This is a genomic window from Bradyrhizobium sp. McL0615 (assembly GCF_049993905.1).
In the GTDB taxonomy this organism is placed as follows: Bacteria; Pseudomonadota; Alphaproteobacteria; order Rhizobiales; family Xanthobacteraceae; genus Bradyrhizobium.
In genome coordinates this window covers 118,517-139,002 of record NZ_CP188254.1, presented here as the reverse complement: position 1 = coordinate 139,002, position 20,486 = coordinate 118,517, and the positions used below count along the sequence as shown (strand labels likewise).

Annotated in this window: 23 protein-coding genes and 1 tRNA gene; 10 read left to right on the top strand and 14 right to left on the bottom strand. The window is 62.8% G+C overall.

All coding sequences use genetic code 11. The features are described from left to right. Positions 1-32: 32 nt before the first annotated feature. From ACPPVP_RS00600 to ACPPVP_RS00560, 9 genes are all read right to left on the bottom strand, one after another. On the bottom strand, positions 33-539 hold the full coding sequence (locus ACPPVP_RS00600; protein ID WP_426530304.1) for a GNAT family N-acetyltransferase: 507 nt from the start codon (positions 537-539) through the stop codon (positions 33-35). A 201-nt stretch (positions 540-740) separates the two neighbouring features. After that, a complete protein-coding gene (locus tag ACPPVP_RS00595; RefSeq protein WP_426530303.1) occupies positions 741-1,007 on the bottom strand; it encodes a DUF1150 family protein in 267 nt (88 codons plus the stop codon). Positions 1,008-1,056: 49 nt separating this feature from the next. After that, complete coding sequence (locus tag ACPPVP_RS00590) at positions 1,057-1,482, bottom strand: Hsp20 family protein (RefSeq protein ID WP_027538067.1); 426 nt, start codon at positions 1,480-1,482, stop codon at positions 1,057-1,059. Positions 1,483-1,701: 219 nt separating this feature from the next. After that, positions 1,702-2,793, bottom strand: a complete 1,092-nt coding sequence (locus ACPPVP_RS00585) for a sn-glycerol-3-phosphate import ATP-binding protein UgpC (protein ID WP_426530301.1) — start codon at positions 2,791-2,793, stop codon at positions 1,702-1,704. A gap of 7 nt (positions 2,794-2,800) precedes the next feature. Beyond that, positions 2,801-3,649, bottom strand: coding sequence for a sn-glycerol-3-phosphate ABC transporter permease UgpE (gene ugpE / locus ACPPVP_RS00580; RefSeq protein ID WP_426530299.1), 849 nt, complete (start codon positions 3,647-3,649; stop codon positions 2,801-2,803). Continuing rightward, complete coding sequence (ugpA, locus tag ACPPVP_RS00575; RefSeq protein ID WP_426530297.1) at positions 3,649-4,530, bottom strand: sn-glycerol-3-phosphate ABC transporter permease UgpA; 882 nt, start codon at positions 4,528-4,530, stop codon at positions 3,649-3,651. Before ugpA ends, ugpE begins: the two co-directional genes overlap by 1 nt. A 151-nt stretch (positions 4,531-4,681) precedes the next feature. Further along, positions 4,682-5,995 carry a sn-glycerol-3-phosphate ABC transporter substrate-binding protein UgpB gene (ugpB, locus tag ACPPVP_RS00570; protein ID WP_426530296.1) on the bottom strand — a complete coding sequence of 438 codons (1,314 nt, stop codon included), beginning with the start codon at positions 5,993-5,995 and terminating at the stop codon, positions 4,682-4,684. Between the two features lie 213 nt (positions 5,996-6,208). Next, on the bottom strand, positions 6,209-7,405 hold the full coding sequence (locus tag ACPPVP_RS00565; protein WP_426530294.1) for a CaiB/BaiF CoA transferase family protein: 1,197 nt from the start codon (positions 7,403-7,405) through the stop codon (positions 6,209-6,211). Positions 7,406-7,678: 273 nt separating this feature from the next. Beyond that, positions 7,679-8,104: an organic hydroperoxide resistance protein gene (locus ACPPVP_RS00560; protein ID WP_057837514.1), complete on the bottom strand. Its 426-nt coding sequence runs from the start codon at positions 8,102-8,104 to the stop codon at positions 7,679-7,681. 166 nt (positions 8,105-8,270) lie between these two features. Here ACPPVP_RS00560 and ACPPVP_RS00555 point away from each other — a divergent pair, with 166 nt between their 5' ends. Continuing rightward, entirely contained in the window at positions 8,271-8,729 is a 459-nt protein-coding gene (locus ACPPVP_RS00555) for a MarR family winged helix-turn-helix transcriptional regulator (protein WP_426530291.1), read from the top strand. Between the two features lie 2 nt (positions 8,730-8,731). Here the strand turns inward: ACPPVP_RS00555 and ACPPVP_RS00550 are convergent, their stop codons facing one another. The 3 genes from ACPPVP_RS00550 to ACPPVP_RS00540 form a co-directional block, all read right to left on the bottom strand. Then, entirely contained in the window at positions 8,732-8,968 is a 237-nt protein-coding gene (locus ACPPVP_RS00550) for a GIY-YIG nuclease family protein (RefSeq protein ID WP_426530289.1), read from the bottom strand. 191 nt (positions 8,969-9,159) lie between these two features. Next, a tRNA-Ala gene (locus ACPPVP_RS00545) sits at positions 9,160-9,235 on the bottom strand. A gap of 92 nt (positions 9,236-9,327) precedes the next feature. Then, positions 9,328-9,753 (bottom strand): TIGR02300 family protein, encoded by a 426-nt coding sequence (locus tag ACPPVP_RS00540; protein WP_426530287.1) that lies wholly within the window; start codon positions 9,751-9,753, stop codon positions 9,328-9,330. 137 nt (positions 9,754-9,890) lie between these two features. On the opposite strand from ACPPVP_RS00540, the gene aroA reads away from it, so the two are divergent. Beyond that, on the top strand, positions 9,891-11,234 hold the full coding sequence (gene aroA / locus ACPPVP_RS00535) for a 3-phosphoshikimate 1-carboxyvinyltransferase (protein ID WP_426530285.1): 1,344 nt from the start codon (positions 9,891-9,893) through the stop codon (positions 11,232-11,234). Positions 11,235-11,255: 21 nt separating this feature from the next. On the opposite strand, the gene ACPPVP_RS00530 is transcribed toward aroA, so the two are convergent. After that, a complete protein-coding gene (locus ACPPVP_RS00530; RefSeq protein WP_426530283.1) occupies positions 11,256-12,245 on the bottom strand; it encodes a Bug family tripartite tricarboxylate transporter substrate binding protein in 990 nt (329 codons plus the stop codon). A gap of 157 nt (positions 12,246-12,402) precedes the next feature. Here ACPPVP_RS00530 and cmk point away from each other — a divergent pair, with 157 nt between their 5' ends. Further along, the gene (gene cmk, locus ACPPVP_RS00525) at positions 12,403-13,032 is read left to right on the top strand and encodes a (d)CMP kinase (RefSeq protein WP_426538370.1); all 630 of its coding nucleotides are present in this window, start codon (positions 12,403-12,405) and stop codon (positions 13,030-13,032) included. 40 nt (positions 13,033-13,072) lie between these two features. On the opposite strand, the gene ACPPVP_RS00520 is transcribed toward cmk, so the two are convergent. Then, on the bottom strand, positions 13,073-13,243 hold the full coding sequence (locus ACPPVP_RS00520) for a hypothetical protein (RefSeq protein WP_426530281.1): 171 nt from the start codon (positions 13,241-13,243) through the stop codon (positions 13,073-13,075). Between the two features lie 503 nt (positions 13,244-13,746). Here ACPPVP_RS00520 and rpsA point away from each other — a divergent pair. The 7 genes from rpsA to trpA all read left to right on the top strand — a co-directional run bounded on the left by rpsA (position 13,747) and on the right by trpA (position 20,441). Beyond that, a complete protein-coding gene (rpsA, locus tag ACPPVP_RS00515) occupies positions 13,747-15,447 on the top strand; it encodes a 30S ribosomal protein S1 (RefSeq protein ID WP_426530279.1) in 1,701 nt (566 codons plus the stop codon). 297 nt (positions 15,448-15,744) lie between these two features. Then, positions 15,745-16,725 (top strand): signal peptide peptidase SppA, encoded by a 981-nt coding sequence (gene sppA / locus ACPPVP_RS00510; protein ID WP_426530277.1) that lies wholly within the window; start codon positions 15,745-15,747, stop codon positions 16,723-16,725. A gap of 170 nt (positions 16,726-16,895) precedes the next feature. Further along, positions 16,896-17,201 (top strand): integration host factor subunit beta, encoded by a 306-nt coding sequence (locus tag ACPPVP_RS00505; RefSeq protein WP_334391754.1) that lies wholly within the window; start codon positions 16,896-16,898, stop codon positions 17,199-17,201. Positions 17,202-17,280: 79 nt separating this feature from the next. Next, entirely contained in the window at positions 17,281-17,673 is a 393-nt protein-coding gene (locus ACPPVP_RS00500) for a lipopolysaccharide assembly protein LapA domain-containing protein (protein ID WP_426530275.1), read from the top strand. A 61-nt stretch (positions 17,674-17,734) separates the two neighbouring features. Next, on the top strand, positions 17,735-18,394 hold the full coding sequence (locus tag ACPPVP_RS00495) for a phosphoribosylanthranilate isomerase (protein WP_426530273.1): 660 nt from the start codon (positions 17,735-17,737) through the stop codon (positions 18,392-18,394). Then, entirely contained in the window at positions 18,391-19,608 is a 1,218-nt protein-coding gene (trpB, locus tag ACPPVP_RS00490) for a tryptophan synthase subunit beta (RefSeq protein ID WP_426530272.1), read from the top strand. The genes ACPPVP_RS00495 and trpB overlap by 4 nt, the downstream gene beginning before the upstream one ends. Continuing rightward, positions 19,605-20,441: a tryptophan synthase subunit alpha gene (trpA, locus tag ACPPVP_RS00485; protein WP_426530270.1), complete on the top strand. Its 837-nt coding sequence runs from the start codon at positions 19,605-19,607 to the stop codon at positions 20,439-20,441. Before trpB ends, trpA begins: the two co-directional genes overlap by 4 nt. Positions 20,442-20,486: the final 45 nt, after the last annotated feature.

The window sequence follows — 20,486 nt, the reverse complement described above, 5'->3', positions numbered from 1 at the left end:
TTTCCGAAGAGATCATGCTCAAACAAAGCGATCTAAAGCGTTCGCGACAGGTAGCGAACCGTCCGGCTTCCGCCATGGACGCTGGCGGTGCCGATCTCGACAAAACCTAGCGCCGCGTGGAAGGCATCCGAAGCGGGGTTCGGCGGAATGGTATTGACCTCGCAGACGACGCGGTCGTGCCCGGCGCGGACGGCGTGTTCGAACAGATCGGCATAGAGCCGTCGCGCGCAACCGCGTCCGCGGGCGGATGGCGCGACCACGATCCGGTCGACATACACAAAGTGCGGATAGCGAGCGCGGAACCAGATGAAATTGGGGCTGTCGTATCGCGCGTCCTGATCGAAGGCGAGCAGGAAGGCGTCGAAATTGCCGATCCGTCTGGCGAGGAACGATTCACCGATCAGGTATTCGAGCCGTTCCGGCTCGAGCCATGACAGCTCCTGCGCATGCGCGTTGTTGAGCGCGAGCAGGTCGCTTCCCAGCGCCGTGTCCCGCACGATATCGGCCGCAACAACAGATCTCAGCTCTGGGTCGTTCATCAGTCGTGGCGCCCGATTGGAGATTGCAGCCAGGCTGTCTTGGTATCAAAAGGCGCGGCCGGCCCGAAAGCAAAAAAATACGCGGGCGCGATCCCATTGAGGGCGTGCCCGCGTATTGTAAAACTCTCCTGCGACCTTACTCGGCCGCCAAGCGTGCGTCAGTGACGGCGGCCTACGCCGCGTCAGCGACGGCAGGTTTCGTCAGTGTACGCTGACGGCCTGGAGCTCGTTGCTCCATGCATTGGCGATCGCGGCTTCCCGGCTGTCGGTCAGCATGATCGGAGTGCCGTCGGCGGCATGCAGCGCGAACAGCTTCAGCCCTGGCGCAATTTTCGGCGCCTGCGGAAACAGTCCCGGCACGTCCTCGGAACGGACTTGCTTCACGTAGGCGATGTGGCCTTCACCAAGATGGGCCAGCGCCTCGACGGAAACCTTTTCGGGTTCGAACGTAAAACTCACGTCACTCATGGTCTCGACTCCTTCTGGGTCTAAGCGGTCGAGTCCGCTACTTGTTCCATTATTCGTGCTCATTGATAGCAATTGTCTTAACGACCCTTTCAGGCTCCGGCCTGGCAAGGTCGATCGACAACAGCCCGTTCTTCAGATCCGCGCCCAGCACGTGCATCCCCTCGGCCAGCACGAAAGTGCGCTGGAAGTGGCGCGCGGCGATGCCGCGATGGATGTATTGCCGGGCCTTGTCGTCCTGCTGGCGGCCCCGGATCACGAGCTGGTTTTCCTCAATGGTCACATCGAGTTGGTCACGGGTAAAACCCGCCACCGCGAGCGTGATACGCAACCGTTCGGGTTGGCCGTTGGCACGGTCACACCGCTCGATGTTGTAGGGAGGATAACCGTCGGCGCCTTTGACGACGCGATCGAGCGCACGCTCGATTTCGTCGAACCCAAGCAGGAACGGACTGGACAACGAAGGAACACGAGACATTACAAAGTCCTCTCGAAGCGACTTTGAGGGGCCCTTGCGGCGCCCCATTCAACCGGCCGGCCGACTTGCCGCCCGGTCACGAGGGAATATGGGGGTGATTAAGGAACGGTTCAAGCGCCTCTGAAAGCTGCGTAAATCCGCCGCGGTAGGTTACAAAACCGTCATTTTGGGCGCGAAGCGATCCTCAGATGCGCAATTGCGCACCAGGGAATGACGGGATCACCCACCCACACGTTTCCGCCCGTCGGCGGTAAATAGATGCAGCTTGTCTTTTGCGGCCACCGCCCTGATTCGCTCGCCGATGGCCGGGCCGACGGCTCCGGGAATTCGCACGATAATTTCGCCCGGCGGCAGTTCGCCGGGGGTGGCGGCGACGCCCTGAACTTCCTGTTCTCTGGCGCCGTAAATAAAAGTTTCGGCGCCGACGCGTTCGATCGCTTCCACGGTGAGGCCGAGCGCCACGCCGCCGGAAACCGTTTCGTTCGAGATGACGAAATCCTCAGGGCGAATGCCGAGGATGCCGGCCTCGTTGAGTCTGCCATCGCCGGCCAGTTGCGATTTGATCTCGTCAGAACGCAGCGGCATCAGATTCATCGGCGGGGCGCCGATGAAGGAGGCAACAAAGGTGGTCGCGGGCTTCTGGTAGATGTCGAGCGGATTGCCGATCTGCTCGACCTGGCCACCGTTCATGACAACCAGAATATCGGCCAGCGTCATCGCCTCGAGCTGGTCGTGGGTGACGTAGATCGACGTCGTGGACAGGCGGCGCTGTAATTTCCGGATTTCGACGCGCATGGCGATGCGCAGCTTGGCGTCGAGGTTCGACAACGGCTCGTCGAACAGAAACACTTTCGGCTGTCGCACGATGGCGCGGCCCATCGCCACGCGCTGGCGCTGGCCGCCGGACAATTGCCGCGGCTTGCGCTCGAGCATCGCGCCGAGTTCGAGAACGCGCGCGGCTTCCTCCACCCGCGTCTTGATCTCGGGCTCGGCCATGCCGCGATTGCGCAGGCCGTAGGCCATGTTGTTATAGACGGTCATGTGCGGGTAGAGCGCGTAGTTCTGGAACACCATCGCGATGTCGCGATCGGCCGGCTCGATCTGGTTGACGACGCGCCCACCGATATCGATCTCGCCCCCGGTGATGGTCTCCAGGCCTGCGACCATGCGCAGCAGCGTGGACTTGCCGCAGCCGGAAGGGCCGACCAGCACGCAGAACTGGCCGTCGCCGACGTCGAAATCGATGCCCTTGATGGCTTCGAAGCCTCCGGCATAGGTCTTGCGGACGTTGCGCAGCGTTACGTTGGCCATGGCTACCCTACTTCTCCGTCTCGACCAGGCCGCGCACGAACAGGCGCTGCATGAACACGACGACCGCGACCGGCGGCAGCATTGCCAGGATGGCTGTTGCCATCGCGAGCTGCCATTCGGCGAGTTCGTCGGTCGTGTACAGCATCTTCTTGATGCCGGTAACGATGGTCTGCATCGAGTCCTGCGTGGTGATCAGCAGCGGCCACAGATACTGATTCCAGCCGTAGATGAACTGGATCACGAACAGGGCGGCGATCGTCGTCACCGACAGCGGTAGCAGCGTATCCCAGAAGAAGCGAAACGGACCCGCGCCGTCGATCCGCGACGCTTCCAGGAGTTCTTCGGGGATGGTCATGAAGAACTGCCGGAACAGCAGCGTGCCCGTGGCGGATGCAATCAGCGGCAGGATCAGCCCGGCATAGGTATCCAGCATGTGCAGATCGGCGATCACCTTGTAGGTCGGATAGATGCGCACCTCGACCGGCAGCATCAGCGTCACGAAGATGATCCAGAACGCGGTTTTGCGGAACGGAAAGCGGAAATACACCACGGCGTAGGCCGACAGGATCGAGATGAAGATCTTGCCGATCGCGATGCCGATTGCCGAAATGAACGAGTTCAACAGCATCTGGCCGACCGGCTCGCGGATGGCGCGCGAACCGCCGACGAAGATGGCGCGGTAGTAGTTATCCAGCGCATGGCCGCCTGGCGTCAGCGGCATGTTACCGCCGACCACGGTGGCGGCGTCATGGGTGGAAGCAATCAGCGCCAGATAGACCGGAAAGGCGACGATGAAGATGCCGAGCGTCAGGATCGTGTAGGCGATGATGTCGCTGAGCGGGCGGTGCTCGACCATCAGTACTGCACCTTGCGCTCGACATATCTGAACTGGACCGCAGTCAACGCGATCACGATCACCATCAGCACCACCGATTGCGCCGCCGAGCCGCCGAGATCGCCTCCCAGGCGCCCGTCGGCAAACACCTTGTAGACCATCGTGGTGGTGGCGCCGGCCGGACCCCCGCCGGTCACGGCATCGATGATGCCGAAGGTGTCGAAGAAGACGTAGACGATATTGACGACCAGAAGGAAGAACGTGGTCGGCGACAGCAGCGGAAAGGTGATGGTCCAGAACCGCCGCATCGGTCCCGCGCCGTCGATCGCGCCGGCTTCCAGCACGCTCCTGGGGATCGATTGCAGGCCCGCCAGGAAGAACAGGAAATTATAGGAAATCTGTTTCCATACCGCGGCCATCACTACCAGGCACATGGCGTGGTTGCCGTTCAACAACGGATTCCAGTCGAAATTCATCCAGCGCAGCGGGCGCGCCAGCGTCCCGAGGGTCGGATGGAACATGAATATCCACAACACGCCGGCGACCGCGGGCGCCACCGCATAGGGCCAGATCATCAGCGTCTTGTAGGAGCCGGCGGCTTTCAGGTTCTTGTCCGCCTGGGTCGCAAACAGCAAGGCAATCGAAAGCGACAATGCGGCGACCAGCGAGGAGAAGATCACCGTCACCAGCATCGATTTGTAATAGCCGGGATCGGCGAACAGGCTCTGGTAATTTTCCAGCCCGACAAATTCGGAATGCAATCCGAACGCGTCCTCGCGCAGAAAGGATTGCCAGACCGCCTGGCTCGCCGGCCAGTAGAAGAATACGAATGTGATGATGAGCTGCGGCACGAGCAGCAAATAGGGCAGCAGCCTGTTGTTGAAGACGACCGACTTTTCCATTCAATGCCTTCGTCATTGCGAGCCACCCGGTCGGCGCGAAGCGCCGCCGGATGACGGGCTCCGCGAAGCAATCCACCGTGGCGGCATGGCCGGAACAATGGATTGCTTCGTCGCTTACGCTCCTCGCAATGACACCCCCTAGGTGTCCGCCTTACTTTGCCGTCTTTTCGAACGTTCGCAACATCGCGTTGCCTTTGGCGACGGCATCATCAAGCGCCTGCTGCGCGGTCTTTTGTCCGGCGAGGGCCGCTTCGATCTGCTCGGCCCAGACGTCGCGCATCTGCACCATGTTGCCGAAGCGCAGGCCGCGCGAGTTCTCGGTCGGCTCCTTGTTGGTGAGCTCCTTTAGCGGGGTCTCCGGCACCGGGTTTTTTTCGTAGAAACCATCGGCCTTGGTCTTCTCATAGGCCGCCTTGGTGATGGGTAGGTAGCCGGATTCCTGGTGCAGCTTGGCCTGGCGGTTGGTGTCGGACAGGAAGGTGAAGAATTTCGCCACGCCCTTGTATTCATCGGGCTTCTTGCCGCCCATCACCCAGAGCGAGGCGCCGCCGATGATCGAATTCTGCGGTGCGCCCGCGGCATCCGGATAATAGGGCATCGGCGCCGAGGTGAAGTCGAACTTGGCGGTGCTCTTGGCGGTGGCGTAATAGCCCGACGAGGTCAGGAAGATCGCGCATTCGCCCGAAGCGAAGCGGGCTTCGCTCTTATTTTCGCGGCCGGAATAGTCGTAGGTCTTGTCCTTCTGCAGGTCGATCAGGTTCTGCAAATGCTTCACATGCAGCGGCGAGTTGAAGGTCAGAACCGTGTCGAAACCATCGAGGCCGTTGGCCTTGGTTCCGATCGGCACGTTGTGCCATGCCGAAAATTGTTCGATGTGCGCCCACGATGCCCAGGCGTTGGAGAAGCCGCAGGTCTCGTGTCCGGCGGCCTTGAGCTTCTTCGCGGCAGCAAACACCTCCGGCCAGGTTTTTGGAATTTCGGCCACACCTGCCTTCTTCAACTCATCCTTGTTGATCCACATCACCATCGAGGAGGAATTGAAGGGGAACGACAGCATGTCTCCCTTGGAGGTCGAGTAGTAGCCGGTGATGGTCGGCAGATAGGCCTTGGGGTCGAACGGCTCGCCGGCGTCCTTCATGAGCTGGTAGACCGGCTTGATGGCGCCGGTGGCGCTCATCATGGTGGCGGTGCCGACCTCGAACACCTGAATGATGTGCGGCGCGGTGCCGGCGCGGAACGCGGCGATGCCGGCATTCATGGTGTCGGGATAGCTGCCCTTGAAGGTCGGGATGACCTTGTAGTCGGACTGGCTGGCGTTGAATTCCTCGGCGAGCTTGTTGACGATGTCGTTGTTGCCGCCGGTCATGGCGTGCCACCACTGGATCTCGGTCACAGCATGGGCAGGCGTGGCGAGCGCCAGCGCAAGAGTCACTGCCGCCGCTGCGCCGAATTGTCGAAGTGCCATGGAATTCCTCCGGGTTGGGGTCGTCACCTTCGTTTCGCGCGATAACAGCGCCGGATGACGTGCAAATGACCGTATAAGCGAAAGGATCGTATGGGGAAAGCGTGCGCGAAGGGAAGCCGGAAAATAGGCGAAGGTGGTGAACGTTGTGTGGAGCGTGCCCCGGCTCTGCGGCACAGCGTTACACGCTGCGCCGCGTCCGGGACATAAGAGAATTCAGCGCTTGCGCTCGGCGCCGCAGACCGCACCCTTCGCGACCAATCCCTCGATCTCGCTCTTCGAATAGCCGAACTCGCCCAGCACTTCCGCTGTGTGCTGGCTGAATTTCGGCGGCGTCCGGCGCAGGCTCGGCTTGGTCCGCTCCAGCCGGATCGGGGAGGCGACGCCCTTGTACCAATCCTTCTCAATGATATCGCCCCGATGCAGCGTATGCGGATTGGTCAGCGCCTGGTCGATCTTCTGCACCGGACCTGCCGGGAGGCCCGCCGCCAGCAGGCGATTGCAGAGCGGCTCTGCCTCGTGCTGGCTGAATACCGCGGCGAGTTCGGCGCGCAACGCGTCGCGGTTGGCGATGCGGTCCTTGTTGCGGGCAAAGCGCGGATCGGTGCCGAGCTCGGGCTTGCCGATTTCTCTGGCGAGCTTGCGGAAGGTACCGTCATTGCCGACGCCGATGAAGATGTTGTCGGTCTTGGTCGGAAAGACCGCATAGGGAACGAGATTAGGATGCTCGTTGCCCGTCAGCCCCGGCGGCTTGCCGTGCATGAAATAATTGGCGGCATGCGGATGCATGATCGCAAGGCCGGTTTCGTACAGCGTGGTTTCGAGGAACTGGCCGAGCCCGGAGCGCTGCCGTTCCGACAGCGCCATCAGGATGCCGATCGCTGCGTAAAGCCCGGTGGTGATGTCGACCAGGGGAACGCCGATCCGCATCGGGCCGCTCTCCGGCGAGCCGGTCGCCGCGATCATGCCGGTCATGGCCTGGATGATGGCGTCATAGCCGGGATTGCCGCCGCGCGGGCCGTCGGCGCCGAAGCCGGAAATCCGGCAATGCACCAGACGCGGAAATTTCGCGCGCAGCACATCGTTGCCGATGCCCCATTTGTCGAGCGTGCCCGGCTTGAAGTTTTCGATCAGGACGTCGGCCGTCTCCAGCAGTTTCATGAGCACGGCGCGGCCGCCTTCGGAGGCAAGGTCGAGCCCGATCGACCGCTTGTTGCGGTTGATGCCGACAAAATAGGCCGCGTCTTCCTCTTGGAACGGAGGGCCCCAGTCGCGCACTTCGTCGCCGGCCGGCGGTTCGACCTTGATGACGTCGGCGCCGTGGTCGGCGAGGATTTGCGTGCAATAGGGGCCGCCGAGCACGCGCGTGAGATCGATCACGCGCAGGCCGGTCATTGCGCCGGGAGAACTCATGGAGAAAACCTTCGCTCAGGACGAGAATGGAAATCCTGAGCTAGCGGTCTTCAGGCGCGGCGGCAATGGCGTCTCGCGGACAGGCGCATGACGTGACCGCCGAGTAGCTCGGATGGTGATCTCGTAGGTCGCGGGGCATCCCTCAGCTGTCATCCCCCGCGAAGGCGGGGGATCCAGTACGCCGCGGCGCCTCGGTCGATCGCAGTCGCCTCTGGGATACTGGGTCACCCGCCTTCGCGGGTGACGACACGGGAGAGGTATAACCGCCGGTCGTTACACGACCGTCAGGCGCACATCCACATTGCCGCGGGTGGCGTTGGAGTACGGGCACACCTGGTGCGCCTTCGCGACCAGGGCTTCCGCTTCCGCCTTGGGAACGCCGGGCAGCGAGACGGCGAGGTCGATATCGAGGCCAAAGCCGCCTTCCGAGCGCGGGCCGATGCCGACGGTGGAGGTCACGGTGGCGTCCGCGGGCACCTTCGGACCGCCCTGGGAAGCCACGAATTTCATCGCGCCGATGAAGCAGGCGGCATAGCCGGCCGCGAACAGCTGCTCGGGATTGTTGCCGGCGCCACCGCCGCCGCCGAGTTCCTTCGGGGTGGCAAGCTTGACGTCGAGCGCACCGTCGAGGGTCGCTGCGGTGCCGTCACGGCCGCCGGTCGCCTTGGCGCTGGTCTTGTAGAGCACGTTCACAGACATATCGGTCTCCCTGGGGTTTGCCGTTTCGATAAACGATGTATTGCACACAACTAGATTGTGCACAATACAAATTATTGCGGACGGCGCGATTTAATTGTATGCAATTGAAATCAAGCGCTTAGGCCACCATATCAGTGCCCGGACGCTGCCCGTTAACGAGGTCGTGATGGCCAGGAAATCTTCAGCGGACTTTCCGCTCCGGCTCGATAATCAAATCTGCTTTGCGGTGTATTCCACCGCGCACGCGTTCAACCGCGTCTATAAGCCGCTGCTCGACAAACTCGGCCTGACCTATCCGCAATACCTGGTCATGCTGGTGCTGTGGGAGCGCGATGGCGTACCGGTGAAAGACATCGGTGAACGGCTGTTCCTGGATTCCGGCACGCTGACGCCGCTGCTCAAGCGGCTGGAGGCGGCCGAACTGATCAAGCGAAGCCGCAGCACCGAGGACGAGCGCCAGGTGCTGATCGCGCTGACATCAAAGGGCGAGTCGCTCAGGGAGAAAGCGAGAGCGGTGCCGCAATCGATTCTCGCAGCGTCAGCCTGCTCGGTCGGGGAGCTTGTGGGAATGAAGAACGAGATCGTCGCATTGCGCGATCGGTTGAATGCGGTGTTGGGGGAGTAGGGTCAGAGGCGCTTCTTGGCGAAGGCGCGGCCGGAGGCGGACTTCAAATACTTTTCGAAGGCGACCGCTTGAGTCCCATCGCTAAACGCTACGTAGGTCTTGATCCGCCATGGCCCGTACTTCGAAGTGTGCGGGACTTCGCCGGCATTGTGCTTTAGCAATCGGGCCCGGAGGTCATCGGTGATGCCGATGTAGAAATGTTGGGAATCGAGACTTTCCAGAATGTAGACGTATTTCATGAGGCCACCCTGCTGTTGGCGCACGTCGTGGGCGTGTTTCGCAGGATATCGCTCTCGGAGGCAGGTAAAAGGGTATGATCTGATAGAGCCCGGCTTCGCCCTTCGGGCTACGCCGCGGCAGCCTTCGCTTGCTTCGCTACGATGGAGTTCGGCTGGCTTGCCGAGCCGTAGCTTGCGAAGCAAGCGAAGGCTGGTGGAGCCAGGCGGGATCGAACCGCCGACCTCTTGCATGCCATGCAAGCGCTCTCCCAGCTGAGCTATGGCCCCTTCACAGTCAAAGGCACGGTCTCATCCGACCATGCTCCCGCAAGCCTTGGGCGACTTGCGGGGGAGACCCAGAACACAGTTCAGGGCCGATCTCAAGTCTCTTCGTCACCTCCGACATCACCGATGATGTCAGTGACGTCCTCGTCGCCCTCTTCCTCGTCGGGAATGAAGGTGGAATCGTCGTCGTCATCGCCTTCGATGGTCTCGTCGATCTCGATGTCGTCTTCCGATTCGGGAACCACGGCCTTGACCTTGCCGGTATTTTCCTCGGCGTCGGCCTCCTCGAGCGAGACCAACTCTTCGGCCTCGGCGGCCTCCGGCTGATCGGCAGCGGCGGTGGCCGAAGCGGCCGCCGCGGCGCGTGCGGCATCGCCACGGGCGGCCCGTGGTGGCGCAACCGGCGCAATCGGCACGACCTCGCCAGTGTAGGGCGAGATCACCGGGCTCTTGTTGAGATCGTAGAATTTCTTACCCGTCGTCGGGCAAATGCGTTTGGTTCCGAGATCGGATTTGGCCACGTGTGGATCCTGGGAAATTCTGAAAAACGGTGCTTCACTTGGCTAGTTGAGAGGCCGGTGTCAATAGCGGTGTGTCGCATTTGCCGGCCGGGTGACGCCGTAGGGCCCATGTGGTACTGCCGCCCCCGCAAAGGACCATGATCTTGACCGATTCAACCACCCAAACCCCGCTGGAATCCCGCGCAAGCGGCCCCTTGAGCGGTAAAGTCCGCGTTCCCGGCGACAAGTCGATTTCGCACCGCGCCCTCATTCTGGGGGCGCTTGCGGTCGGCGAAACCACCATTTCCGGCCTGCTGGAGGGCGAAGATGTCCTCAATACCGCCAAATCGATGCAGGCACTGGGCGCAAAAGTCGAGCGGACGGGGCCATTTGCCTGGCAGGTCGCCGGCGTCGGCGTGGCGGGCTTCGCCCAGCCGGCCTCCCCGCTCGATTTCGGCAATTCCGGCACCGGCTGCCGGCTCGTGATGGGGGCGGTCGCGGGGTGCCCGATATCGGCCGTGTTCGACGGCGATGCCTCGCTGCGCTCCCGCCCGATGCGCCGGATCCTCGATCCGCTGGAACTGATGGGGGCCAAGGCCGGTGAGGCCAAAGAAGGCGGCCGTCTGCCGCTGACGCTGCACGGCGCCCGCGATCCCGTGCCGATTCTCTACCGGACCCCGGTGGCCTCGGCCCAGATCAAGTCGGCGGTGCTGCTGGCGGGGCTTGCCGCGCCCGGCGTCACCACCGTCATCGAACAGGAAGCCAGCCGCGACCACACCGAGTTGATGCTGAAACATTTCGGCGCGGAGATCGTCTCCGTCAATGAAGGCATCCACGGCCGCAAGATCGCGCTGACGGGCCAGCCCGAACTGCGCGGCGCCGAGGTGATCGTGCCCGCCGATCCATCCTCGGCCGCCTTCCCGATCGTGGCCGCGCTGGTCGTCGACGGCTCCGACGTGACCTTCTCCGACGTCATGACCAATCCGCTGCGCACGGGACTGTTCACGACGCTGCGCGAGATGGGCGCTTCGATCGAGGAAAGCGAAGTTCGCGGCGATGCCGGCGAGCCGATGGCCCGCTTGCGCGTGCGCGCGTCCAAACTGCGTGGCGTCGAGGTGCCGCCGGAGCGCGCGCCGTCGATGATCGACGAATATCTGGTGCTGGCGGTGGCAGCCTCGTTCGCCGAAGGCACCACCATCATGCGCGGTCTGCAGGAGCTGCGCGTCAAGGAATCCGACCGGCTGGAGGCGACCGCCGCCATGCTGCGCGTCAACGGCGTCAAGGTCGAGATCGCAGGCGACGATCTGATCGTCGAGGGCCGCGGTCACGTGCCCGGCGGCGGCCTCGTCGCCACCCACATGGATCACCGCATCGCGATGTCGGCGCTGGTAATGGGTCTGGCATCCGACAAGCCGGTCAAGGTCGACGACACTGCCTTCATCGCCACCAGCTTTCCCGATTTCATCCCGATGATGCGCGGGCTCGGCGCTGAGTTTTCGTAAGACGCTCGCGTCTTGCGCGGTTCAAGACGGCGCGAGCCCGAGGCTGGTCACGGCCTCAAGCCAGATCGGCGATTCTTCCTTGTACAGTCTCTGCGTTTCCTCGAACGTCATCGCGGTATCGTCGACGCCGAATGATTTCATGACCTGCTGCACCTTTTCAGTCTTGCCGCCGGCGACGAGCAGCTTTGACAGCTTCTGAACGACGGCCGCCGGCGTGCCCATGGGCACCGCGCAGCACTGGAAGCCGGTCAACTGGAAGATCCGCGATGTAGCGCCCTGTTCCTTGAACGAGGGGACATCCGGCAATGTCGACATCCGCTTGCGTGACACGGCGACCGCATGTCCGCGGCCGCTCTGCAGGACTGACAACGCTGCGGAGTAACTGCCGTGGGCGCCGTCGATAAATCCGCCGGCAAGATCGGTCCACATCGGCGCTTCGCCGCGATAATGGACCGCTTCCATCTTGAGACCGTACTGCTTGTTCATTTCGGCGACCGCCATGTGCGCGTATGAACCGGCGCCATAGGTGCCGACATTGACCTTCTCGGCTTTCTTCGCGTAGGCGACGAATTCGGCGAGTGTCCTGGCGCCGGTCTTCTCGCCGGCCACGAACGGCAGGCTGCCTGCCGGCATGATCGAGACGAGGACGAAATCCTTGTCGGCGTCGTAAGCGATGTCCTTGATCAAGACGCGGTTCATGATCATGGTCGTCGAGATCGTGAACATCAGCGTGTAGCCGTTGGGCCCGGCGCGCTTGACCTCAACCGCCGCGACCGATCCCGAGGCGCCGGCCTTGTTTTCCACCGTCACGCTCTGGCCGGTCTCGGACCGGATATATTCGCCATAGGTGCGCGCGTACAAATCGGTCTGCCCGCCGGCCGGATAGCCAGCGATGATCTTGATCGGCTTGGTTGGCCAGTCGGCCTGCGCATGGGCCTGGGACCCGATCAGCGGGATCGCCGAGGCGGCCGCGGCGCTGCCGATAAAACGACGTCGTGAAATCGCGCTCATCGTATCCCTCCGGCCGGTGCTATTGCTGCAGATCCTTGGATGGAATTCCGGGCAAGTCTCAGAATAGAGACGGCCGACGGCCTGAGCGAGGAACATTTGGACGCACCTGCGTCTCCCCGGCCTTGACCGGATGGCCGCGCTGTCGCACATGGCTCTCATGATCATCGCCATCGACGGACCAGCGGCATCCGGCAAGGGCACGCTCGGCAAGCGGCTCGCGCAGCATTACGGCTATCGGCATCTCGACACCGGCGTGATCTATCGCGCGGTGGCGAAGGCGCTGCTGGATGAGGGGTTTGACCTCACCGACGAGGCGCGGGCGGTGGCGGTCGCCATTAAGCTCGATCCTGAAAGATTTGGACATCCCGAGCTCAAATCGCAACGCATTGGCGATGCCGCCTCTGTCGTGTCGGCAATTCCCAGCGTGCGCGAGGCCCTGGTCAATTTCCAGCGCCAGTTCGCGGCCGATCCGCCCGGCGCCGTGCTCGACGGGCGCGACATCGGAACGGTGATCTGCCCGAATGCCGATGTGAAGATTTTCGTGGTCGCCGACCCTCATGTGCGCGCCCGCCGCCGGACGCTGGAGGCGCTCGCGCGCGGCGAAGCCGCCGACGAGGCGCTGGTGCTGGCCGATATCCTCAAGCGCGACGAACGGGACAAGAACCGCGCCGCCGCGCCCCTCAAGGCGGCCGCCGACGCCCACATTCTGGATAATTCCAATCTCGACATCGAAGGCGGCGTTCAGGCGGCCATTGCGATCGTGGAGGCCGTCCGCGCCAGGCGGTGAGCCCTGCTTAGCCCCGGCTGCGGGCTTCCGAGCTCATGGATCAGTTCTTCGACCACTCGCGGTCAAACGGCAATTGCCGTGCAGCCACCATCAAGGGCTTCGATCTGACGGCGGCAATCGCCTTGTCGGTCGCAAACGCCGGCGGTTTGTCGGCAACGGCGCTGGCGACGGTAAATGTGGCGATGGCAGCCACAGCGATCAGGTCCTTCATTCCGGTGCTCCCCTGTTTTTGAACCGTAGCCATCGTGCGTGGCGGCGCTTAAGTTCGGGTTCCATCCCGCCTGCGGTTGCGGACCTTTCGCACCGTGCGGTCAACGGGGTGTTGAATGCCCGCAGCGAAAACACGGCCCAACCGTTACCGTCCGTCAGCCCTAAGGGCCCGTTAACCGGGGCATTTCCGCTTGCCGAAAATGGCCCTTGGGGCTATATCCAGCGCCATCCGGGCCGCCATCGATGAGATCAGGGCTGTCCGAGCGGGCCGTCGGGAGGTTTGAACCCCCGCCGTCATTGGAGGAATGCCCGCTCCAGGTTCTTGAAGTCGATACGCTCGTTTCAGGCTCCGGATAAATCAAACGTACCGAACGTGCAGGCATGCTGCCGGCCCGCTTTTGCGCCTCCCGCAAACAGCGGTCGTTGGGATTTGCGGACCCCGACACTTCACGCGCGATACGCCCCTTAACCCGAATGGCCGGCAATACCGCATCTGGAGAACATATGGCTTCGACTGCTGCTTCTTATAATCCTACCCGTGACGATTTCGCTGCAATGCTGGACGAGTCCTTCGCCGGCGGCAATCTGCAGGAAAGCTCCGTCATCAAGGGCAAGGTAGTTGCAATTGAAAAGGACATGGCCGTCATCGACGTCGGCCTGAAGACCGAAGGCCGCGTCGCGCTGCGCGAATTCGCCGGCCCCGGCCGCGAAAGCGATCTCAAGGTTGGCGACGAAGTCGAGGTGTTCCTCGACCGGATCGAGAATGCGCTCGGCGAAGCCGTGCTGTCGCGCGACAAGGCGCGCCGCGAGGAAAGCTGGGGCAAGCTCGAGAAGGCCTTCAACAACAACGAGAAGGTTCACGGCGTCATCTTCAACCAGGTCAAGGGCGGCTTCACGGTCGACCTCGACGGTGCCGTTGCCTTCCTGCCGCGCTCGCAGGTCGATATCCGCCCGATCCGCGACGTCGCACCGCTGATGAACAACTCGCAGCCGTTCCAGATCCTCAAGATGGATCGCCGCCGCGGCAACATCGTGGTGTCGCGCCGCACGGTTCTCGAAGAGACCCGCGCCGAGCAGCGCCAGGAGCTGGTGCAGAACCTCGAAGAGGGCCAAGTGATCGACGGCGTGGTCAAGAACATCACCGATTACGGTGCGTTCGTTGATCTCGGCGGCATCGACGGCCTGCTTCACGTCACCGATATCGCCTGGCGCCGGGTCAACCACCCGACCGAGGTGCTCACCATCGGCCAGACCGTGAAGGTCAAGATCATCAAGATCAACCACGAGACCCACCGCATTTCGCTCGGCATGAAGCAGTTGCTGGACGATCCGTGGCAGGGCATCGAGGCGAAGTACCCGCTGAACGCGCGCTTCACCGGCCGCGTCACCAACATCACCGACTACGGCGCGTTCGTCGAACTGGAGCCGGGCATCGAAGGCCTGATCCACGTCTCGGAAATGTCGTGGACCAAGAAGAACATGCACCCCGGCAAGATCGTTTCGACCTCGCAGGAAGTCGAAGTGCAGGTTCTGGAAGTCGATTCGGTCAAGCGCCGTATCTCGCTCGGCCTCAAGCAGACCATGCGCAACCCCTGGGAAGTCTTCGTCGAGAAGTTCCCGGTCGGTTCGACGGTCGAAGGCGAGGTCAAGAACAAGACCGAGTTCGGTCTGTTCCTGGGTCTCGACGGCGATGTTGACGGCATGGTCCATCTGTCCGACCTCGACTGGAAGCAGCCGGGTGAACAGGTCATCGACAACTTCAAGAAGGGCGACATGGTCAAGGCCGTGGTGCTCGACGTCGATGTCGAAAAGGAGCGCATCTCGCTCGGCGTCAAGCAGCTAGAAGGCGATCCCTTCGCGGAGCCGGGCGACGTCAAGAAGGGCGCGGTCGTGACCTGCGAAGTGCTCGAAGTGAAGGAAGCCGGCATCGAGGTGAAGATCTCGGGCACCGACTTCACCACCTTCATCAAGCGCTCGGAGCTCGCCCGTGACCGCAACGATCAGCGCGCTGAACGGTTTGCCGTCGGCGAGAAGGTCGATGCCCGCGTGATCCAGTTCGACAAGAAGGCCCGCAAGGTGCAGGTCTCGATCAAGGCGCTGGAAGTGGCCGAAGAGAAGGAAGCCATCGCGCAGTACGGCTCCTCCGATTCGGGAGCGACGCTGGGCGACATTCTCGGCACCGCGCTCAAGAACCGCGAGAAGTAAGCGTTCGCTTATCTCGCTGTGACATCAGGCCCCGGTTTCGACCGGGGCCTTTTTTCTTCCTTCTCCCCTTGTGGGAGAAGGTGGCGCGAAGCGCCGGATGAGGGGTTCTATCAACGGGCACAACTCGCGGAGACATACCCCTCATCCGCCTCCGCTTCGCTCCGGCACCTTCTCCCACAAGGGGAGAAGGGAACAGGGCCTTGTTTTCTTCAAATTGCGTAGCAATTGATGTATTCAGATAACGCTTCGCTCACGCTGCGAATGCAAAAACGCCCGGGACATTTTTGGAGAATTTTGATGTCGCTCGATTCGGACGTGATCGTCGATCGCCGCAGGATCCGCCGCAAACTGACCTTCTGGCGGGTCGCGGCCGGCCTGGTCGCCATCGCGGCGATCATAGCCGTCGGCGCGATCGCGACGACGAACGGGCCGACGGCGCTGGCCACATCGGGCTCGATTGCGCGGGTCAACATCGACGGGCTGATCCGCAGCGACCAGCAGCGGGTCGAGGCGCTGGAGCGGCTGGAGAAATCGAACCACGCCGCTGTCATCATCCACATCAACTCGCCTGGAGGCACCACGGCCGGCTCCGAGCAGCTCTATGATTCGCTGGTGCGCCTGAAAGCCAAGAAGCCTGTCGTGGTGGTGGTCGAGGGACTGGCCGCGTCGGGCGGCTACATCGCCGCCATCGCCGCTGATCAGATCATCGCCCGCCAGAGCTCTCTGGTCGGCTCGATCGGCGTGCTGTTCCAGTTTCCGAATTTCACCGAGCTGATGAAGACCGTGGGCGTCAAGGTCGAGGAGGTGAAATCCTCACCATTGAAGGCGGCGCCCAACGGTTTCGAGCCAACCAGCCCGGAGGCGCGCGCCGCCCTCGACGCGCTGGTGAAGGATTCCTACGCCTGGTTCCGCGGCCTGGTGAAGGAGCGGCGCGGCATGGACGATGCACTTCTCGAAAAAGTCGCGGACGGACGGGTCTTCACCGGCCGGCAGGCGGTCGAACTGAAGCTGATCGATCAGCTCGGCGATGAAAAATCAGCCGTTGCCTGGCTGGTTGCCGAAAAGAAGATCAAAAGCGACCTGCCCGTGCGCGATTTCAAGCTGACGCCGCAATTCGGGGACCTGACATTCCTGCGCGCGGCAGCTTCGATCGCGTTCAATGCGGTCGGCCTGAGTTCCGTCGCGCGCCAGATCGAGCAGGCCGGCGTTGCCCAGGCGGTCGATCAGCTCTCACTCGACGGCATGCTCGCATTGTGGCGCCCCGCGGCGTCCAACTGAGCCTTACTAGCGGCCCTTGGCCACATTCTCCCGCACTGCGGGTGTTGCCGCATAGCCTCTTTGGGCCGTTTGTGACGTGGCCCGTTCTGCCCAAAAGTGATTTAGCGTCTTGACAGTGCAAGGTATTTTCACGGAAATGGATATCCGTACGATCCCGGATCCCAACTTCGATGATCAAATCCGAACTTGTTCAGCGCATCGCCGAGCACAACCCGCACCTTTATCAGCGGGATGTGGAGAACATTGTGAACGCGATTCTCGATGAGATCGTGGCAGCATTGGCGCGCGGCGACCGTGTCGAGCTGCGCGGCTTCGGCGCTTTCTCGGTCAAGCATCGTCCTGCCCGCGCAGGCCGCAATCCTCGCACCGGCGCACATGTGCCGGTTGACCAGAAGAGCGTGCCGTTCTTCAAAACCGGCAAGGAAATGCGCGAGCGGCTGAATCGCGAGGACGGCTCGCCTGAGGCCGGCGCGTAGGCGCTTTTTCGATTTGACTATTTTGTAGCCGTGTTGCGGACCTGTTGTCCGCCTTTCTCGATCACTACGAGCGACGGTCATGCGAAAGTTCTTCACGGCGCTGGTCGTCATTCCCTTAGGGCTCATCTTCATCGTCTTTGCGGTCGCCAACCGCCATTTCGTGACGGTGTCGTTCGATCCCTTCAATTCGACCGATCCGGCGATCGCAGTGTCGATGCCGCTGTTCGTCGTGATCATTACGGTCGCCATTCTGGGGGTGGCGGCGGGCGGCATGGCGACCTGGTTCCGCCAGCGCCACTGGCGCCGCGCGGCGCGCCAGCATGAGGCAGATGCCCGCCGGGCAAGGACGGAGACGGCCGATTTGCGGGCCGCGGCGGCGGTTTCCCGGGTCGGCCAGCAGCGGCTTCCGGCGCCGTCCCAGCACGGGATCTATGGGGCCGCAGGGCGAGACAAGCAGGGCGCGACGTTGTAGAACCCGCCCCGTCAGCTTGTTCCCATTTGCCTGGCGGCGCTGGATCCGCCCCCGAGAGACCATGCCCCTGCTCGTCAAAATTTGCGGCCTGTCCACGCGCGAGACGCTCGAAGTAGCGCTCGAGGCGGGCGCCGACATGGTGGGCTTCGTGTTCTTTCCCCCGTCGCCGCGCCATCTCAGCCTGGAGGCCGCGCGCGAGCTCGGCAAGCAAGCCAAGGGCCGTGCCGCGAAGGTGGCGCTGACCGTCGATGCCGACGACGCGACGCTGGAGAACATCGTCGAGACGCTCGGGCCGGACCTCTTGCAATTGCACGGCAAGGAAACCACCGCCCGCGTCCGCGATATCAAGGCCAAATTCGCGCTTCCGGTCATGAAGGTGATCGCGGTCGAAACCTCGGCCGATCTTGCCCTGCTGCCAGGCTATGCCAGCGTCGCCGACCGCATCCTGTTCGACGCCCGCGCGCCCAAAGGCGCCACCCGCCCCGGCGGATTGGGGGCCGTGTTCGACTGGCATGTTCTGGAAAAGCTCGATCTTGCACTGCCGTTTATGGTCTCGGGCGGGCTTTCCGCTGACAACGTCGCGGAGGCCATTCGCGTCACCCGCGCCGGTGGCGTCGATGTATCGTCCGGCGTGGAAAGCGCGCCCGGTGTCAAGGATCCGGAGATGATCCGCAATTTCATTCGCGCCGCCCGCGCCACCGAAGAACTGATGGTCCGATGAATCCAAACCTGCTCAATTCATTCCGCACCGGTCCCGACGAGCGCGGGCATTTCGGTATCTTCGGCGGGCGCTTCGTCGCCGAGACGCTGATGCCGCTGATACTCGACCTGGAAAAGGCCTATGCCGACGCCAAGGCCGATCCGGCGTTCCAGGCGGAGATGAACGGCTATCTCAAAAGCTATGTCGGCCGGCCGTCGCCGCTTTATTTCGCCGAGCGGCTGACCGAGCATCTCGGCGGGGCAAAAATCTATTTCAAGCGCGAGGAGCTCAACCACACCGGCTCGCACAAGGTCAACAACGTGCTCGGCCAGATCATGGTCGCGCGCCGCATGGGCAAGAAGCGCATCATCGCCGAGACCGGCGCCGGCCAGCACGGCGTCGCTACTGCCACGCTGTGCGCGCGGTTCGGGCTCGACTGCGTGGTCTATATGGGCGCGGTCGACGTCGAGCGGCAGCAGCCGAACGTGATCCGCATGGAAATGCTGGGCGCCAAGGTGGTCCCCGTTCAGTCCGGTGCACGTACGCTGAAGGACGCGATGAACGACGCGCTGCGCGACTGGGTCACCAATGTGCACGACACGTTTTACTGCATCGGCACAGTGGCGGGTCCGCATCCCTATCCGATGATGGTGCGCGACTTCCAGTCCATTATCGGCATCGAGACCCGCGAGCAGATGCAGGAGATCGAGGGCCGCCTGCCGGATTCGCTGGTCGCCTGCATCGGTGGCGGCTCCAATGCGATGGGGCTGTTTCATCCCTTCCTCGATGATCCCTCCGTCGAGATTTTCGGTGTCGAGGCCGCCGGCCACGGGCTGACACAACTCCACGCCGCCTCGATCGCCGGAGGCCGTCCCGGCGTGCTGCACGGCAACCGCACCTATTTGCTGATGGACGAGGACGGCCAGATCCAGGACGCGCATTCGATTTCGGCGGGGCTGGATTATCCCGGCATCGGCCCGGAGCATTCCTGGCTGCACGAAACCGGCCGGGTCAATTATCTCTCCGCGACCGACGAGGAAGCGCTCGCGGCGTTTCAGTTGCTGACGCGGCTTGAAGGCATTCCTCCGGCGCTGGAGCCGGCGCACGCGATCGCCAAGGTGATGGAGCTCGCGCCAAAACGTTCGCGGGATCACCTGATGGTCGTCAATCTTTCCGGCCGCGGCGACAAGGACATCCCGCAGATCACGGAAATTCTGAAGGGCAGGAAGAAGTGACCACCCGTATCGACGCTAGATTTGCCGACCTCGCCAAACAGGGCCGCTCGGCGTTCGTCACCTTCCTGATGGCCGGCGATCCCGATCCGAAGACCTCGCTCGACATCCTGAAGGCGCTGCCGAAGGCCGGCGCCGACCTCATCGAGATCGGCATGCCCTTTACCGATCCGATGGCGGACGGGCCGTCGATCCAGGCGGCGGGCCTGCGCGCTCTCAAAGGCGGCATGACTCTGAAGAAGACCCTGGAGATGGTGCGTGGTTTCCGCAAGGACGACGACACCACGCCGCTGGTGCTGATGGGCTACTACAATCCGATCTACATCTACGGTGTCGATAAATTCCTCGCCGATGCCAAGGCATCAGGCGTCGACGGGTTGATCATCGTCGACCTGCCGCCGGAGGAAGATACCGAGCTTTGCATTCCGGCGATGAAGGCGGGGCTCAACTTCATCCGCCTGGCGACGCCGACCACCGACGACAAGCGCCTGCCGGCGGTGCTCGCGAACACGTCGGGATTCGTCTACTACGTCGCTATTACCGGCATCACCGGCAGCGCCAGCGCCGATTCCACGGTGGTCGGCCAAGCCGTTGCCCGCATCAAGCGTCACACCAAGCTGCCGGTTTGCGTCGGCTTCGGCATCCGCACGCCGGAAGCGGCGCGTGCGATTGCCGAGAATGCCAACGGCGCCGTGGTCGGGACCGCGCTGGTCGATGCGCTCCGCGGCAGCCTCGATGCCGAGGGTCGCGCGACCTCCAAAACCGTCGGCGCCGTCGCCGATCTGGCGTCCGCGCTGGCGCAGGGCGTGCGGGGCGCGAAACAGGCTGCCGAATAGGCCACAATTGCGGCGGCTTGCCGGGCTAGGTCCGGATCGCCATAT